The 18,616-nt window shown below is 36.6% G+C and carries 15 protein-coding genes; 8 read left to right on the forward strand and 7 right to left on the reverse strand.

Going from position 1 to position 18,616, the window contains the following annotated elements:
• The first annotated feature begins 24 nt into the window (after positions 1-24).
• Together yidC and LB450_RS07720 are read left to right on the forward strand one after the other, a co-directional pair.
• Positions 25-1,965 (forward strand): membrane protein insertase YidC, encoded by a 1,941-nt coding sequence (yidC, locus tag LB450_RS07715; RefSeq protein WP_224487345.1) that lies wholly within the window; start codon positions 25-27, stop codon positions 1,963-1,965.
• A 276-nt stretch (positions 1,966-2,241) separates the two neighbouring features.
• Entirely contained in the window at positions 2,242-3,597 is a 1,356-nt protein-coding gene (locus LB450_RS07720; RefSeq protein ID WP_224487346.1) for an NAD-dependent succinate-semialdehyde dehydrogenase, read from the forward strand.
• 112 nt (positions 3,598-3,709) lie between these two features.
• Here LB450_RS07720 and LB450_RS07725 read toward each other — a convergent pair whose 3' ends face one another.
• On the reverse strand, positions 3,710-5,179 hold the full coding sequence (locus LB450_RS07725; protein ID WP_224487470.1) for an FMN-binding glutamate synthase family protein: 1,470 nt from the start codon (positions 5,177-5,179) through the stop codon (positions 3,710-3,712).
• Between LB450_RS07725 and LB450_RS13905 the strand changes: the two genes are divergently transcribed.
• Entirely contained in the window at positions 5,141-5,227 is an 87-nt protein-coding gene (locus LB450_RS13905; protein WP_224487471.1) for a hypothetical protein, read from the forward strand. The two genes, LB450_RS07725 and LB450_RS13905, sit on opposite strands and share 39 nt — an antisense overlap.
• Positions 5,228-5,692: 465 nt before the next feature.
• On the opposite strand, the gene LB450_RS07735 is transcribed toward LB450_RS13905, so the two are convergent.
• Positions 5,693-7,015, reverse strand: a complete 1,323-nt coding sequence (locus LB450_RS07735) for a fasciclin domain-containing protein (protein ID WP_224487347.1) — start codon at positions 7,013-7,015, stop codon at positions 5,693-5,695.
• A gap of 86 nt (positions 7,016-7,101) precedes the next feature.
• Positions 7,102-7,647, reverse strand: a complete 546-nt coding sequence (locus tag LB450_RS07740; protein WP_224487348.1) for a hypothetical protein — start codon at positions 7,645-7,647, stop codon at positions 7,102-7,104.
• 156 nt (positions 7,648-7,803) lie between these two features.
• Between LB450_RS07740 and mnmA the strand changes: the two genes are divergently transcribed.
• Positions 7,804-8,997 carry a tRNA 2-thiouridine(34) synthase MnmA gene (gene mnmA, locus LB450_RS07745; RefSeq protein ID WP_224487349.1) on the forward strand — a complete coding sequence of 398 codons (1,194 nt, stop codon included), beginning with the start codon at positions 7,804-7,806 and terminating at the stop codon, positions 8,995-8,997.
• 315 nt (positions 8,998-9,312) lie between these two features.
• Positions 9,313-10,263, forward strand: coding sequence for an NAD(P)H-dependent flavin oxidoreductase (locus LB450_RS07750; protein ID WP_224487350.1), 951 nt, complete (start codon positions 9,313-9,315; stop codon positions 10,261-10,263).
• A 15-nt stretch (positions 10,264-10,278) separates the two neighbouring features.
• Here the strand turns inward: LB450_RS07750 and LB450_RS07755 are convergent, their stop codons facing one another.
• Entirely contained in the window at positions 10,279-12,204 is a 1,926-nt protein-coding gene (locus LB450_RS07755) for an amino acid ABC transporter substrate-binding protein (protein WP_224487351.1), read from the reverse strand.
• Entirely contained in the window at positions 12,204-13,733 is a 1,530-nt protein-coding gene (gene guaA / locus LB450_RS07760; RefSeq protein WP_224487352.1) for a glutamine-hydrolyzing GMP synthase, read from the reverse strand. Before guaA ends, LB450_RS07755 begins: the two co-directional genes overlap by 1 nt.
• Before the next feature lie 70 nt (positions 13,734-13,803).
• Between guaA and LB450_RS07765 the strand changes: the two genes are divergently transcribed.
• Positions 13,804-14,343: a pyridoxamine 5'-phosphate oxidase family protein gene (locus LB450_RS07765; RefSeq protein ID WP_224487353.1), complete on the forward strand. Its 540-nt coding sequence runs from the start codon at positions 13,804-13,806 to the stop codon at positions 14,341-14,343.
• A 48-nt stretch (positions 14,344-14,391) separates the two neighbouring features.
• Here the strand turns inward: LB450_RS07765 and LB450_RS07770 are convergent, their stop codons facing one another.
• A complete protein-coding gene (locus LB450_RS07770) occupies positions 14,392-16,332 on the reverse strand; it encodes a CHRD domain-containing protein (protein WP_224487354.1) in 1,941 nt (646 codons plus the stop codon).
• A 110-nt stretch (positions 16,333-16,442) separates the two neighbouring features.
• Entirely contained in the window at positions 16,443-17,075 is a 633-nt protein-coding gene (locus tag LB450_RS07775; protein WP_224487355.1) for a 7-carboxy-7-deazaguanine synthase QueE, read from the reverse strand.
• Between the two features lie 114 nt (positions 17,076-17,189).
• Between LB450_RS07775 and LB450_RS07780 the strand changes: the two genes are divergently transcribed.
• Entirely contained in the window at positions 17,190-17,753 is a 564-nt protein-coding gene (locus LB450_RS07780) for a hypothetical protein (protein WP_224487356.1), read from the forward strand.
• A gap of 12 nt (positions 17,754-17,765) precedes the next feature.
• Positions 17,766-18,614 carry an alpha/beta hydrolase gene (locus LB450_RS07785; RefSeq protein WP_224487357.1) on the forward strand — a complete coding sequence of 283 codons (849 nt, stop codon included), beginning with the start codon at positions 17,766-17,768 and terminating at the stop codon, positions 18,612-18,614.
• Positions 18,615-18,616 lie beyond the last annotated feature (2 nt).

Here is an 18,616-nt window from a genome sequence, read left to right on the forward strand (position 1 = left end):
CAACACTTACAATTGTAAAAGTCAATGGAAGATAAAAAGACGTTTGATAAAAACTCTATTATAGGATTTACACTTATCGGTTTAATACTGATTTTATTCATGTACCTAAACCCTACCGAGGAAGTAGTACCCGAAGATAAATCTACAGAACAAGTTGAGACTACACCTCAAAAAAATCCTGAACTTTCTAACACTCAAAGCACACCTTCTCCTGCTGAAACTTTAAGTAGTAGTTTACAGGATTCTGTCAACGCAGAACTCGCCAAAAGAGAATATGGTGCTTTTGCGTATTCAGCTGTAAAAGATTTTGCGAAAGATGATGCGGTTACTACTATTGAGAATGAAGTATTAGAACTGCAAATAAGCAATAAAGGAGGTCAAATCGTAGAAGCTAAAATGAAACAGCACGATACCTATAAAGGTAATCCTGTTTATTTGATAAAAGATGGCAATGCGAGCTTCAATATTTCTTTTGAAGCAAACGACGGACGAACTTACAATACCAGTGACCTTTATTTTGAACCTAACTTAAGTACAGAAAATGGCAATCCAACCTTAAGCATGAGAGCTAAGGTGTCTGATGTTGAGTATCTTGAATTTTACTACGGCTTAGAATCAGAGGATTATATGATAAACTTCGGGATTCGTTCTCAAGGTTTAAGTGAAGTTATTTCTTCAGATAACGCCAATTTATCCTGGGAAGTTAAAGCTTTACGTAAAGCCAAAAGTATTTCTTATGAAAACAGATATACTGAAATTGTTTATCTGTACGAAGATGAAAAAGACGACTACACAGGCCAGGGTGATGAGGCTATTGAGGAAGATAAACTTATAGAATGGATTGCTTTCAAACAGCATTTCTTCACTTCAATATTACTGACTGACACACCATTTTCTGAAGGAAAAATGACATCTAGAAACCTGGTCCAGGATGAACAGGTGGATACGTTGTTTACCAAAAATTTTCTTGCAGAAGTTCCTTTAAAATTGAAAAACGGTGAATTTTCTGAAAGTCTGAATTGGTATCACGGACCTACAGATTTTAAAATTTTAAGTGACTATGATCGACAGTTGGATGAAATCGTTCCATTGGGATGGGGACTTTTTGGGTGGATCAACAGATACATCTTTATTCCTTTCTTCGGATTTTTAAGCAGTTCACTTCCAAGTTATGGATTGGCAATTATTGTTATGACCATCGTTGTAAGAATAGTCCTCTCTCCTATTACTTATAAGTCTTATTTATCTCAGGCCAAAATGAAAGTTTTGAAGCCAGAGATCAATGAAATCAATGAGAAGTACAAGGACAATGCGATGAAAAAGCAGCAGGAAACTATGAAGCTGTACAGCAAAACAGGTGTGAGTCCGCTTGCGGGTTGTATACCGGCGCTTTTACAGATTCCTGTATTCTATGCGCTGTTCCAATTTTTCCCGAGTGCATTCGATTTGCGACAAAAAGGATTCTTATGGGCAGAAGACTTATCGAGTTATGATGTTATTTATGAATGGGATACTTATATTCCTCTTGTCTCCTGGGCATATGGAAATCACGTAAGTTTATTCCCAATTCTTGCCTCTGTTGCTATATTCTTTTACACGCAGATGACTGCAGGTCAAAACATGCAGCAAAGCTCGCAACCAGGAATGCCAAACATGAAGGTCATTATGTATTTTGCACCTTTGGTGATGCTTATATTCTTCAATAATTATGCAAGTGGTTTATCGCTGTATTACTTTATTTCAAATTTAATTACAATAGGAATCATGCTAGTCATAAAGCATGTCATTATCGATGAGAATAAGATCTTAGCGAAAATTGAAGAGAAAAAGAAAAAGCCTAAGAAGAAAGGTAAGCTTGGTAAAAAGTTCCAGGAAATCATGGATCAGGCTGCTGAACAACAAAAAAAGAAACAAAGCGAGAAGGAAGACACTAAAAAAGGCAATAAGAAAATAGATAAAAAATAACTTTCCCTCAGTTTTAATAAAAAAGCAAAAGGAGTCTAAATGGACTCCTTTTTTTGTTTTTAAACAGAGTATATCCTCCTGCAAATTCGTCTGTCGAGTGTGTGAATTGATGGAATGGAGAAATAGTTTCGCCTCTACAACATAAAAATCTACTTTGATTTCAATCAATATTCCCAAAGAGTTAAGAATCAATTACGGGAAATTTCGTCGTTAATATGCTCTTAAGAATCTCTTTATTTACCGCTTAGTTTCTAACTTTAAGAAAAGTAAAAAACTATGAAATCAATAAACCCATATAATCAGGAAGTTGTCTACGAAATAGATGAATTGACAGAAGAGCAAATCAACCAGGCAATAGATAAGGCAGATGATCGCTTTTTATCCTGGCGTAAAACTTCATTTTCAGAGCGAAGCAAACTCATGTATGCAGCAGCAACAGAACTGAAAAAAAATAAAAAAGAATATGCTGAAGCCATGACGCTTGAAATGGGAAAGCCTATCTCACAGGCCATTGCCGAAATTGAGAAATGTGCATGGGTTTGCGAGTACTATGCTGAAAACGCAGAAAAACACCTTTCTGATCGAAATATTGAGACTGACGCTGAACTGAGTTATGTAAGCTATGAGCCCATAGGTGTAGTTTTGGCGGTGATGCCCTGGAACTACCCTTACTGGCAGGTTTTTCGCTTTGCAGTTCCTGCATTAATGGCTGGGAATATTGGTATTCTAAAACATGCCAGCAATGTCATGCACTGTGGTGAAAAAATTCAACAGATATTTGAAAGAGCAGGTTTTCCAGAGGGTTGCTTTCAGCATCTACCAATAAACAGCGATAAAGTGGAAGGCGTCATCAAAAACAAAAAAGTAAAAGCAGTTACGTTAACCGGGAGCAAACCCGCCGGTAGCGCTGTAGCTTCCACTGCAGGGTCAGAGATTAAAAAGACTGTGCTTGAACTGGGAGGCAGTAATGCCCTTGTTGTTTTTCCTGACTGTAACATGGAAAAAACCATTAAAACAACAGTCCAGGCTCGATTTCAGAATACTGGCCAAAGTTGTATTGCTGGAAAAAGACTACTCATACACCAGTCAGTTGTAGAAGAATTTAAAGATAAATATGTGAGCGCAGTTCGCCGTTTAAAAAGTGGTGATCCTATGGATAAAAATACTTATATAGGTACGGTTGCACGAGAAGATCTTGCCAAGGATTTGGAAGATCAATTGCAGAAATCTGTTGATGCAGGGGCCAAAATATTGACAGGAGGCAAACGTGACAAAGCTTACTTTGAGCCTACAGTAGTTGATGGCGTAACTACAGATATGACTTTATTTCATGAAGAGACCTTTGGACCAGTCATTGGAATTACGACATTCGAGACAGAAGAGGAAGCTGTAAAGCTTGTCAATGCTTCAGATTTTGGTTTGGGAGTATCTGTTTTTACCGAAGATCTGGATCGTGCCAAAAAGCTCATTCCAAAATTTGATGACGGTGCGGTATTCATAAATGAGCTCGTAAAAAGTGACCCACGCCTACCTTTTGGCGGTACAAAAATTTCAGGTTATGGTCGTGAACTTTCGGAAGATGGAATTCGAGAATTTGTTAATATTAAGACAGTTTATATCCATAAATATTAATTAATAATCGATTCAACTGGCTTAAGATTTTAATGACATCTGATTCATCTTTGTTTTTGAATAGTCCTGCTACTTCAAAGTTGCTGTTTTGTCAAATCAAAACTATTTAATCCTACTGTAAATATTTCCCAGCAGTAATTGTTGGATAAACTTCTTCGTAGCACTTTATATCGGTTTCTATCTGTTTAAAAATAAAACTCCGGTTCAAATCCGAAAGTTTTTTACATCCTGAGGCTGCAAAAAGCTCTAAAAATTCTTTTACAGTTTCATTGTGATAATTTTTTACACGCTTCCATTTATCTTCCACTACCAAACCACGCATTAAGCTTGGGTTGTTGGTAGTAATTCCTGTTGGACATTTATTAGTATCACATCGCAATGCTTGAATGCACCCTAAAGCGAACATCATTCCTCTTGCAGAATTACATAAGTCTGCACCTAGACATAAGGCTCTGAAAATATCAAATGATCTAATTATTTTGGTAGCTGTTATTATTTTTATGTCTTTTTTTAAATCATATCCATTCAAAGTATCGACCACAAAAATCAGGGCTTTTTCCCATGGCATTCCCACATAATCTGAAAAATCTATCGGAGCAGCACCTGTCCCCCCTTCAGAACCATCTACCGTTATAAAATCTGGTTTGATTCCCGTTTCAATCATTTTTTCACAAATGTCAATAAACTCTTGTTTGTCACCAATACTCAACTTAAAGCCGATGGGCTTACCCTGACTCAACTCTCTCAGTTCTTTCACCCATAGCAACAAATCTTCAGAATTTTTGAAAGCCTGATGTCCCATAGGCGAGTGTATATTGGTATGTGGCTTCACTCCTCTAATTTCTGCAATTTCTTTACTGTTTTTAGCGGCCGGCAAAACTCCTCCATGCCCTGGTTTAGCTCCTTGACTTAATTTAATCTCTATCATCTTAACAGCAGTTTTAGCTGCATTTTCCTCAAATTTTTCAGGTAAAAAACTCCCTTCCATTGTTCTACACCCAAAATAACCTGTCCCTAATTGATAGACTAAATCGCCACCCTTTAAATGGTACTCAGAAATCCCCCCCTCACCAGTATTTTGAAAAAAATCCCCTTCCTTGGCTCCAAGATTTAATGCCATTGTTGCGTTTTTACTCAACGCTCCATAGCTCATTGCAGATATATTGAAGACACTAGCACTATAGGTTTGTTTACAATCAGGCCCTCCTATTAGTACTCGTGGGGGTTCTTTAAGAATTTCTGAAGGATAAATACTGTGTTTCATCCATTTATAATTCTCTTCTTCGACATTCAATTCAGTTCCGAAGGGATGCGTTTTATTTTGAAGTTTTGCTCTTTCATAAATATAAGATCTATGATTTCTGTCAATAGGTTTTCCATCAGTACCGTTCTCTACAAAATATTGATTAATCTCAGGACCAATCATTTCGAGCAAATAGCGCATATGACCCAATACTGGGAAATTTCTCAATATGGTGTGATTTTTTTGAAATAAATCATAAATACCTAGACCAAAAATCATCGCTCCTAAAATGGAGAAACCATATACAGGCCAAATGACCGTGCATGTGATGATCGCAATTATTACCAAGGCGATAAATGTGAATCTTATTGCTTCTCTCATTTATAGGTCTTTTAATTATTTATATCTCAAAACATTTGCAATCTCCATAAGATTAGCTATCTACTACTAAACTTACATCAGTAATGCCGTGATCTTCGATTAATAATTATGCTCGAGAATCTCTACACGAACCATTAATAATGTATTCTTAGACTGACGTAAATATAAATATTTAGAAGCCAATTAAAAGATTGAAAGTCTCAAGTTATCTATTCAAAAGATTAGCCAAATAAATTTAACCTGTGTCAATTCTTGTTTTACCCTATTTCAAATTTAGCAGTAGAGTTATATAGTTTCAAGAATATACCTAATGACCACAGCTAAGAATACTATGTAAACGAAGATTCTATAACAAAAAAAAGCAATAGAACCAAACAAATTAAATTGAAATAAGTAATATAACTTGTTTTGATCAATAAAAAAGGAGTCCAAATTGGACTCCTTTTTTATTTTTAAATGATAGAATTATAATTAATTCACATTTATACTTCCGTTCATACTACCGGTGTGTATACCGCAAAAGTATGAATTAATTTCAGCTGCTAAGTCGGCTGTCAGCGTGAAGTAAAATTTTTGTCCGTCATCTACAAAATTGACATCAGGATCACTTTCAAAGGACCCATCACCATTCTGATTCAATAGTTTGTCATTGTTTGAATTTCTTAACTGGAAGGGATGCGAACCAGAATTTACAATAGTAAGTTCGTATCTTGTTCCTTCTGTGAGTGTCCACGCGCTATTGTTTGAATTTAAACTTGTTGGCTCTTCGTTACCTGTAATGCTACTTACATAATAAGCCTGTGCACCTTCATTATCTACGGTCATTTGTACAGTATTCGGTGCTGGTTCAGGTTCCAGGCCTAAATCTGGAAGAATGACGGTACTTACAACATGTACAATCCCGTTTCCTGCTTGTACATCAGTGACAACAATTTCTATTGATCTTCCATTTTGATCTGTAATGGTTGTTCCGGCTAAATCAAAGGTTTCACCTAAAGTTTCAACTGTACCACTAGGTAAATTTGAAGATGTGATATTAGCATTCGAAATAACATGTGTATTTAAGGTAGAAGTTAAAACTTCACCGATTATATCTGCAAGAGAACCTAATTCTAACTCGTTTAACAAGGCTGTAAATGCATCATTCGTTGGGGCAAATACCGTAAATGGGGCTGGAGTCTCAAATGAACTCAAAGTTCCGACAAAATCTGGTTGATCGTCTCTTGTTAGTGCCTGTACTAAAATTTCAAAAGTGGAATCTGCAGTTGCAAACGTAGTCACATCTGGAATAGTAATCACTTCGTTTACAACATGTACAACTCCGTTGGCTGCTAAATTATCTGCTGCAGTAACTGTTGAAATTCCGTTTAAAGTAACATCAGCACCAACATTCACGTACATGCTTAAATTGTTTCCTTGACCGGAAATTTGCTCCGTTGCTAAAGTATTTAGATAAGTTGTTGTCAATGAAGATGAATCAGCGTACCCAGCAAGAACATGGTTTAGAAGTATGTTTCTTACTTCATCAGTAGAACGTGTAGAAGTATCTATATTTCCAAAAGCCTGGTCTGTTGGTGCAAAAATTGTATACGTACCATCGTTAAGCGTCTGACTTAGTCCAGTATCCTCCAATAATTGTTCTAAGACGTTATGATCTGGACTATCTTGAATAATCTGTAAAGTGGTGACATCTTCAACGATAGGTTGTGCAGCATCATCGTCTTGGCAGGAACCGGCAAAGATTATAAACACCGACAATAAAATAAATTTGGATAATACGTTTTTCGTTTTCATAGCATTTTTTTTTAAATCTAATAACTTAAATAATGTGTTTTTGTTTAATAAAGGTTAAATATGATTAAACAAAAAATACTTTTAAATCAATTTATGTTTATATTTCCAGTCATGCTATTACTGTGAATACCACAAAAATAGGCACTTATCTCATCTGCTAATTTTGCTGTAAGGGTAAAGTAAAACTTTTCATCATCATCGACGAAGTTTACTGCTGATTCACTTTCAAAAGTTCCTTCGCTATTCTGGCTCAATAATATCTCACTACTTGAGCTTCTCACTTGAAATGGATGAGAACCTGAATTCACAATGGTAAGTTCGTATCTTGTCCCTTCAGTTAGTGTCCATGTGCTATTGTTTACATTTGTGCTAGTAGGTTGCTCATTTCCAGAAATACTTCTTACATAAAAAGCTTCAACGCCATCATTATCAACTGTCATTTGTACAACATTCTGGGAAGAGCCTCCATCACCGTAACCTCCGTCACCTCCACTTCCATCATTGTAACCTGCACCACCATCGTTATAGGCAGGTTCATCAGAATTGTATCCATCATCGCTGCTACACGAACTAACGCTTATTACAAATATTGATAATACTACTAATCCTGGTAAAAACGCTTTAAATTTCATAACTAATATTTTTTAAGTAAAAGTATATTTAATTAAGTCTTATTTTGTTTAATATTAGTTAATATAAGATTAAACAAAACAATCATGTTAATAGCTTATAAATTATACTCAAAACTCTTTGATTGTTTTTGTAATTTTGCAAATCAATAATCGATTATGAAAAGAGTTGTCGTAGGACTTAGTGGAGGTGTAGATTCAAGCGTTGCTGCTTACTTATGTAAAGAGCAGGGTTACGAAGTGATAGGCTTGTTTATGAAAAACTGGCACGACGATTCTGTAACGATTAGCGATGAGTGTCCCTGGCTTGAAGATAGTAATGACGCTATGCTGGTTGCAGAGAAGTTAGGAATCCCCTTTCAGACTGTTGACTTGAGCAAACAATACAAAGAACGTATTGTAGATTACATGTTTGCAGAATATGAAAAGGGCAGAACTCCCAATCCAGATGTCCTTTGCAATAGAGAAATCAAATTTGATGTTTTTATGGACATTGCTACCTCTCTAGGAGCAGATTATGTAGCCACTGGGCACTATTGCAGAAAAGACAGTATAGAAAAGGATGGTAAAACGCTTTACAGACTCCTTGCCGGGAAAGATCAAAACAAAGACCAGTCTTATTTTTTATGCCAGGTATCTCAACAGCAATTAGCCAAAACGCTTTTCCCCGTAGGTGAGCTTCAAAAGTCTGAAGTAAGGCAAATCGCTAAAGAGCAAAATTTGATCACCGCAGATAAAAAAGATTCTCAGGGGCTTTGTTTTATAGGTAAAGTGAAGCTTCCCGATTTCCTTCAGCAAAAACTTCAGCCCAAACAGGGTCAGGTCATTGAAATTGATTCTTCTCATGAAGTGTTTTCGAGCCATGAGGAAACGGTAGCAGATTCAAAATTAATCACTCAGCTTAAAAAAGAGAGTAAAAAACTGGACTTTAAACCAGAGTTTGGAAAAGTACTTGGCACCCATGATGGCGCCCATTTCTTTACAAAAGGGCAACGTAAAGGTCTGGCTATCGGGGGAACCAAAGAGCCTTTATTTGTCATAGATACCGATGTAGAAAATAATATTTTATACACTGGTCAAGGTAAAAATCATCCAGGTCTTCACAAAAAAGGACTCTGGGTAAATAATGACGAAGTACACTGGGTTAGGCCAGATTTAACTTTAACTACTGGCGAAACTATGGACGTAAAGGCAAGAATACGCTACAGACAACCCCTGGAAAATGCCAGACTTTACCAAATGGAAAGTGAGCTTTATGTCATTTTTGAAAACGAACAAACCGCCATTTCCGAAGGTCAATTTGTCGCCTGGTATCAGGATGACGAACTTTTAGGATCTGGAGTAATCGCTTAATTTAAATTCATTAAAAGTCTTGAATCCTAAAATTGAAATAAGAGTGTCCGGTCAAACCCTTAAAAATTTAATTCCGTTCAAGAAAATATTACGTTTGTTAAAGATTTAAGCATTGAGCTTGCCTGTACTGAGCGGTAATCATAGTATCAAAATGCAGATGGTTCTCGACTCCGTTCGAACTTAAACAAAAACGCCATTTAGTGAGCAGTCGGGACGCTTTATTTTTTAAATAAACTGTTGATTTTAGCTTATCTTATACTGAGACTAAGAACTTAGGACTTCGAATATTAACTTTAAAGGTTTAAATATAAACTCATGACTCAAAATAGAATTAAAGAATTGTTCGGGATACAATATCCCATTATCCAGGCAGGAATGATCTGGGCAAGTGGATGGAAATTAGCTAGCGAAGTCAGTGAAGCCGGCGGACTTGGCATTATTGGTGCTGGATCAATGTATCCAGAGGTTTTGAGAGAGCATATCGAAAAGTGTAAAAAAGCGACCTCAAAACCATTTGCAGTCAATGTCCCCATGCTTTATCCAGATTTGGACAAAATCATGAAGATTATTATCGAAGAGAAAGTGCCTGTCGTCTTTACCTCAGCAGGAAATCCAAAGACCTGGACTCCACATTTAAAATCTCATAACATTAAAGTTGTACACGTGGTGAGCAGTGTGAAATTCGCTTTAAAATCTCAAGACGCTGGCGTCGATGCGGTTGTAGCCGAAGGTTTTGAAGCTGGCGGTCATAATGGACGTGAAGAAACCACAACGTTTACCCTCATCCCCATGGTAAAAAAAGAACTTGAAATTCCACTCATTGCCGCTGGCGGTATCGCTTCTGGCGCCGGAATTCTTGCGGCTATGATTCTTGGAGCCGATGCCGTGCAGATAGGAACGCGCTTTGTGGCGAGCGAAGAGGCTTCTTCGCATATCAATTTCAAAAATGAAGTGGTTAGAGCTAGGGAAGGTGACACAAAACTCACCTTAAAAGAACTTGCGCCTGTGAGATTGCTCAAGAACAAGTTTTATCAAGACATACAAAACCTCTACGCCACTTCTCCTAGCAAAGAAGAACTTCAGGATTTGCTGGGAAGAGCACGTGCCAAAAAAGGCATGTTTGAGGGCGATCTTGAAGAAGGTGAACTCGAGATTGGACAAATATCTGGACTCGTCAAGGATATTTTACCCGCCAAAAAAATTATGGAAAATCTTATTTCTGAATTTGAAGCTGCAAAAATTGAAGCGAGTGCTATTCAGTTTTAAACATCACAGTTCGTTTTATTCAGCGTCTAAACCTAGAAACTCAGCTAAATCTAAAGCTTTTACTTCCAATCCTTTCTGATATTGTAAAAGATAGATAGCATCATTTTCATAACCAAGCGTAAAATCTTTCTGCACGTAATTGAATTTGTTTTCCGCATATTCTGTAAAGCCTTCAATTTCAGTAGAAGCCTGAAGCGTTTTTGCGTAGGCAAGTCTTAAAAGTAAATCCATCATCACATCATAACCTCTCATCACGTAGCGATTAGGATACACTCCATGCTTATTCACAAACGCATTGGAGTGACTATCTTCTGTTGTTAATAACTGAGTTTTAGAAATTGAAGGAAAAGTGAAATTAAGATCGCTTAAATAATAGTTTGATATTTCGTCATCGTAAAAAGAATTCCTCTTGGAGGTGAATAGCGTGATATCGAAACTATCTCTCTGAAATGATCTCAAAAAAGACACCGCCGATTCTGCAAGACCAAGGTTTTCGGTTTCTAAAATAAACCAGTTCGTGCCCAGTGAATCCAGTTTAGGTCTCAAATCTGATCTTTGCAAATAATCAGAATCAACCTGCCTTACTACTTTAAGACCAGGAAAGGTATGCGTGTATTTTCTCTGTATTGATTTTGAAATACTATCCGTAAGAATAACTAAATTTTCGTTGGTATGTTTTTTTTGTAGATAAGTAATTAGCACCTCCTGCATCTCTTCATCTTTAGGAAGCGTATTGAAGAGGTTTTGGAACTCAAACTTGGGATTTACCAATGGAGAAATAACTGGAACACCGTCATTTTTAAGATAATTGGCAACTACTTTTAAACTTGGGTCTAAAAGCGGACCAACAACCGCCTGAAAGTTTTTGAAATTTTCATTCAATTGTCCTCTTACGTAAGCAGGATTATTCCTGGTATCGTACACCTCTAGATTTACTCTAATTCCTTTATTTCTGGCAGAATCAATAGCCATCTGAATGCCTTCATAAAAGTCCAATGATATCTTGAGTAAATTGCTGTCTTTCAACAAAGATTTTGAACTAATACTGTCAATCTCTGTTCTCTCTAAATTAAGAGGCAACATCAATGCAATATTTTTAGTATCAAAATAGTTGAGTTTACCATCAAAAGTAAATTCCGTATACTTAGAATAATTTATTTTTTCGATTTGTGGTATTTTCAAAATAAGACCTTCACTTATTCCTTCAAATCTCAGGGAAGGGTTCGATTCTCTTAACTCCTCTTCGGTCACATCATAGTTTTGTGAAATGCTTTGGATAGAGTTCCCAGCATCTACTTCAAGAAAAGCATAATTTTGATTCTTTATTGATTTCGTTTGTGTAGTATCGATTGGTCGCTCAATAGTTAAAAATTGACCTGGCTGGATTTCCTTTTCATCTATTCCTGGATTTAAATCTTCCAGCTTCTCGACAGTTAGTCCATACTTTCTAGAAATGCCATATTTGGTTTCTTTAGGAAGAACCAAATGCTTGAGGGTACCAAAATCAGAGTTTTTTATACTTTGATTGATGTCTAGATCTTTATCTTTAAGCTCATAAGTCGGGATTCTTATAACATCGTTGTAATCCAATTCTCTTTCGTACAGGAACGGATTGTAAGTTCTAAGATCATTTACTTTCAGATTGTAAGATTTAGAAATGCTATAAAGCGTTTCTTTCGGGCTTACGTCATATGCGATGAGCTGAATTCTAGGGTTTAATTTAAAATTTGGTCGAGTAGGAACTACCAAAAGGCTGTTAGAAATATTCCTTTCATTAAGAACATTAGGATTTAATTTTTTTAAAGTAGTCAAATCAACCTGAAACTTGGAAGCTACATCTTCGAGATTTTCATTAGCTTTAGCCTCGTAAGTTCTTAAATCTTGAGCATTTAAGCTTAAAATTGAAAGCAGTAAAAAAATACTTAGTAAAAATTTTTTCATTATTCCCATTCTATAGTTGCTGGTGGTTTAGAGCTGATGTCGTACACTACTCTATTAACGCCTTTAACTCGATTTATTATCTGGTTGGATATTTTTTGCAAAAAATTATAAGGTAAGTCGACCCAGTCTGCTGTCATGCCATCTGTAGATTCTACAGCTCTTAAAGCTACAACTTTTTCGTAAGTACGCTCATCTCCCATTACCCCCACTGAATCAACAGGTAGAAGAATGGCTCCTGCCTGCCATACTTTGTCATATAAATGCCATTCTCTGAGTCCGTCGATGAATATCGCATCTACTTCTTGTAAAATATGTACTTTCTCTTTGGTGATATCACCAAGTATTCTGATAGCCAATCCAGGTCCAGGAAATGGATGTCTGCCTAGTAATTTTGAGTCTATGCCCATCTCTGCTCCAACGCGTCTTACTTCATCTTTAAAAAGCATTCTTAAAGGTTCAACCACTTTCAATTTCATGAAATCTGGCAGACCTCCAACATTATGATGGGATTTAATTGTTGCAGAAGGACCGTTTACTGATATCGATTCTATCACATCTGGATAAATAGTCCCTTGAGCTAAAAACGTAGCATCTTCTACCAGAGACGCCTCATCATCAAAAACTTCAATAAAGGAGTTCCCGATAGCTTTTCGTTTTTGTTCCGGATCTGAAATTCCTTTTAAAGCCTCCATAAATCTGTCGGTGGCATCTACTCCTTTAACATTAAGACCCATATGTTTATATTGGTCTAATACAGATTCAAATTCATTCTTCCTCAACAAACCATTATTGACAAAAATACAATGAAGGTTTTTGCCAATAGCTTTATGCAGTAAAGTTGCAGCAACTGTGGAATCTACACCTCCGCTGAGGCCAAGAATGACCTTATCTGTTCCTATTTTTTCTTTCAATTCTGAAACCGTCATGTCTACAAAGGCAGAAGGTGTCCAGGACTGAGGGACTTCGGCAATTTTGACAAGAAAATTTTCCAGTAATTGAGCCCCATCGGTAGTATGATACACTTCAGGATGAAATTGAATGCCATAAGTGTTTTCACCTTCTATTTTGTAAGCTGCATTCAAAACATCGCTTGTACTTGCTATTCTTTCAAAATGATCTGGAAGATCCTTTATGCTGTCACTATGAGACATCCAGACCTGAGATTGCTCCAAAATATTTTCAAAAAGCAATTCGCCATCCTTTATGAAGGACAAATTTGCTCTTCCAAACTCTCGGGTATTGGAACCTGCTACTTCACCGCCAAAATTATGAGCCATGAATTGAGCTCCAAAACAAACTCCAAGCAGAGGAACATGTCCTTTTATCTGACTAAGATCTGGTTGAGGAGCTTCTGCATTCCTACAGGAGAATGGACTTCCAGAGAGGATAACTGCCTTAAAAACAGATAAATCTTCAGGTAATTTATTGTAAGGATGGATTTCACAGTAGATATTAAGTTCACGAACTCGTCTTGCGATAAGCTGCGTATACTGCGATCCAAAATCGAGAATAAGGACATTTTTTTGCATAGGCAAAAGTATAAATTTGCGATAAAACTGGCTTCCGTTTAGCTCCTCTTTTTTTACATTTAAACAAAAAATGCTAAATCAGATTTTAGAAGACTTAAAAAACGAAGTGAAGTTCGGTTACCTAAAGAAAAAACACGCCTTTCGCTATCCGAGTTTAGCCAGTATTGAAGATAATACTCCTGTACAAAGGACTGTTGTCTTGAGAGATACAACAAAAGATTTTGATTTGATCATGTACACAGATGAGAGAAGTGACAAAATCAGTCAATTTCAAAATAATCCCAGTTGTAGTCTTTTATTTTATAATCACAAGAAACTTCTCCAAGTTAAGATTGAAGGTAAGATGAATATGATTACGTCTGGAAAAGAATATGAAGACTACTGGAGTAGAGTGCAAGGAAAATCACAAAAGGACTTTATTACCAAAAACCCGCCTGGAACTCCTGTCGATAATCCCGATGAAGTAGAATACAATGAAGACGAACACCATTTTTGTTTATTGAAATTAGTTCCAGAACACATGGAATTTCTTCAGTTGAAAAGACCAAATCACATCCGTGCCAGATTTGATAAATCCAATAACTGGGAAGGCCAGTTTTTAAACCCATAAAAAAAGCGGCCGTCTGGCCGCTTTTAATTTGTAATTCAGACAATAGTATTAATTATTGGCACCTATATCGCCTTGCGCAACTATAGTGGCTAAATCATTTGCACTAAGATGAACATTAACGTATCCATCAAGTGTTAATACATCTTCATAACCGAATACTGTTCCATCATCTAAAGCTTCAACTTGAGATTGGCTCATTCCTGTCGTACCATCCACTGGTGTAAAGGTGTAAAGTATACCACCTCCCATAGCTGCAGAATTTTCATGAATATGTGCTGGATGTGAACCACCATCCGGTGTTCCTGAAAGACTAATAGTTGCTAAAGCTGCACCACTTATTCTTTCCTCAAACAGCAGGCTACCGCTTATACCTGTAACATCCGCTTCATCAAGAGTATAAGTAACCGAGTTTCCGGTCAACTCATTTTCACCTATATCCCCCTGGGCAACTATAGTTCCTAAAGCATCTGAACTTAAGTGGACATTAACGTAACCATCAACTTCCAGCACATCAGCATAACCAAATGCAGTATCATCATTAAGAGCAGCAACATTAGATTTACTCATACCTGTTGTACCATCTACCGGAGTGAATGTATAAAGAATTCCCCCGCCTTCAGCAGCGGTATTCATGTGTATGTGTGCGGGATGAGAACCACCGTCAGGTGTCCCATCAAGACTGATTGTCGCCTGAGCTTCTCCGTTAACTCGCTCTTCAAAAAGTACAGTACCACTTATACCTGGTACAGCTCTTTCATTTAGTGTATAACTTTTGGATTCGCCTGTTAATTCATTTTGACCTATATCTCCCTGAGCAACTACAGTTCCTAAAGCATCTGAACTCAAGTGGACATTAACGTAACCATCAACTTCCAACACATCAGCATAACCAAATGCAGTATCATCATTAAGAGCAGCAACATTAGACTTACTCATACCTGTTGTACCATCTACCGGAGTGAATGTATAAAGAATTCCCCCACCTTCAGCAGCGGTATTCATGTGTATGTGTGCGGGATGAGAACCACCGTCAGGTGTTCCATCAAGACTGATTGTCGCCTGAGCTTCTCCGTTAACTCGCTCTTCAAAAAGTACAGTACCACTTATACCTGGTACAGCTCTTTCATTTAGTGTATAACTTTTGGATTCGCCTGTTAATTCATTTTGACCAATGTCTCCCTGAGCAACTACAGTTCCTAAGGCATCTGAACTCAAGTGAACGTTAACATATCCATCAACTTCCAACACATCCGCATACCCAAATGCAGTTCCATCATCCAAAGCACCTAAGTGAGTTTCGCTCATACCCGAAGTACCGTTCACCGGATTAAAACTATAAATGATTCCTCCCCCTTCTACAGCAGAATTCATGTGAATGTGCGCCGGATGCATACCACCATCAGGTGTTCCATTTAGGCTAAGAGTTGCAAGAGCTTCACCACTCATTCTTTCCTCAAAAAGGACACTACCGCTTATGCCTTCAACAGCTCTTTCATCTAAATCGTAACTTTTGGATTCACCGGTTAATTCATTCTGACCAATATCTCCCTGAGCAACTACAGTACCTAAAGCCTCTGAACTTAAGTGAACATTGATGTAGGCATCGAGATCTGAAATATCTTCAAATGAGATAGCGGTCCCGTCGTCTAATGATGAAAATTCAGTAATACTTAGACCGGTAGCACCGTCAACAGGCTCTAATGAAACAATGATACCTCCGCCTTCTGCAGCAGAATTCATGTGAATATGAGCAGGATGCATGTTTCCACTGGATGTGCCCTCAACTTCTAAAATAAGCTGGACTGACCCACTTTCTAACTGGTTGAATGTAGCTTTTCCGCTAACACCGGAATTTGATTTTTCGCCCAAACCGTATTCCATGTTATTTAGAATAGGTTCATTGAATGGCTGAACATCATCATCATTACTACAGGAAACAAATACTACCCCTATTAATAATAATAAACTTAATTTTTTAAATCTTTTCATAACTATAATGTTTTATATATGTCATAGATACGAGAGAATGCAGGAAACGGATTTAAATTTTTTGTTATAAATCTTTTTAATTAACGTTTTTTAACCTTCTCTTGCAATTTTTAAGGAATATTTAAATACTTATGGGTTTGCAACGAAATTCTCCATTTAGGGTGTTTCATAACGTATTCGACTATCTGAGGAGTCATTTTTTCTCTTACGCTCCACTCGGGTTGTAAAAAAAGCTCGCAGCTATCACTCACATGTTCAGCTTGTTCTTCTGCAAACTTGAAGTCGTGTTTATTATAAATAATAACTTTTAGTTCATCTACACGGGGATAGATTTCTGGTTTAGGTAATTTTATTTTTTTAGGAGATAAGCAAATCCAGTCCCACACTCCAGTCATGTCATAAGCTCCGGAAGTTTCAATATGAATGTTCAGTCCGTTCGCTTTAAGACCTTCTGTAAGTTGAGACATATCCCACGTAAGTGGTTCCCCCCCTGTAATGACTATAGTATTGCTGTATTTCTTTGCATTTTCAATTATAGATCCTATTTGAGTTGGCGGATGCTTTTCTGGATCCCAGCTTTCCTTAACATCACACCAGTGGCATCCCACATCACAACCTCCAATTCTTATAAAATAAGCAGCTGTTCCTGTGTGATACCCCTCCCCTTGTATAGTGTAGAATTCCTCCATAAGCGGAAGCATCACCCCTTTTTGAACAAGTTTTTCTATATTTTCATTTTGCATCCTGCAAAGATACTGAAAGCATTATTCGCATTAAAACTTAAATCTAAACTTATAAAGATCAAATGAGGCCATTATTATGGATGACTTTATTTATTTTTGAAAAAAAAATAATACATGAAACTCATACCCTTATTTTCCATTCTATCTCTTATCCTATTTACGAGTTGCAATAGCTCAACATCTGAAACTCTAATTGCTAAAAACCAATTGGGGCTCCTCAACCCTGAAACTAAAATCGATGAATTAAGCCTTGTTTTAAAAAAAGATTCTGTTGCTGAATTTGATTTAAAATCAAGTTTCAATACGACAAATGAAATTGAAATTTTCAATAAAGAAGGCGAAATATCTCTTATCATTGAGCCCAATTATCAAAGCGATTCGTTGATAACCATAAGCGAAATTCAAATTTTAGATCCTAAGTATCAGACTAAAAAGGGCTTAACCATTGACAGTAGTTTTAAAACTATTTATAAAAATTATAAAATAGATAATATTCAAAACAGTATAAATAGTGTGATTTTAAGCATAGATGAAATCGGAGCCTATTTAGTCATAGACAAAAAACACCTGCCAAGTAAGCTGAGATTTGATTCTGAAACAAAAATTGAAGCCAATCAAATTCCAAATGAAGCCCCACTTAAATACTTTTGGTTGAGATTTGAAAAATCCACCCCTTAATTTGTCTATTTTATGAAAGCTTCAAAAAAACTGGTTAAAAAATATCTACCAAAAATAATTGGATTAAGACTCAATTCCTTATTTCTTATCAAGCCAGAAAAAGCTGTGTTTAAGGCTTATGAATTATTTTCTTCACCAAGAAAAGGCCAAATAAAACCAGAACAGGAGATTTTTTTGAATAAGGCGAAAACGACATCCATAGAATACAACTCCAATAAAATACAAACCTACCATTGGAAAGGAGAAGGTAAAACAGTGATTCTTATTCATGGCTGGGATAGCAATACTCACAGATGGAAAGATTTAATTAAAGATTTACAAAAAGAGAACTACAACATCATAGCATTTGATGCACCAGCACATGGTTATTCTGAAGGTAAACTGTTGAATGTCCTAATGTATTCAAAATGTCTTAATCGCATGCTAAAGCTTTATCGAACAGAATTTGTTATTGGTCATAGTGTTGGAGCAATGGCGATTGTTTACAATCAGTACTTAAAACAAAGCTCTTTCGTTGAAAAATTAGTACTCCTTGGTGCACCGTCAGAAATGAGCGCTATCATGAGTGATTACAAACGCATATTAAGATTAAGTGATAAATTCATGCGTGCCCTGGAAGCTTATTTTAAGGAAAAATTTGATTACAACTTTAGTGAATTTTCGATTGCAGGTTTTGCGAAAAACATAGAAAAAGAGGCTTTGATTATTCATGATGAGTTTGATAGAGTAGCATCAGTAGAAGCTGCAAAAGCTATTCATAAAAATCTTAAACACTCCAGGCTTAAAATTACAGAAGGTGCGGGTCACTCGTTAAATAAAGACGAGATTCGTAAGGAAATCTTGAACTTTTTAAATCAATAGAA

The sequence above is a fragment of the Psychroflexus curvus genome (assembly GCF_020164585.1).
GTDB classification, from domain to species: Bacteria; Bacteroidota; Bacteroidia; order Flavobacteriales; family Flavobacteriaceae; genus Psychroflexus; species Psychroflexus curvus.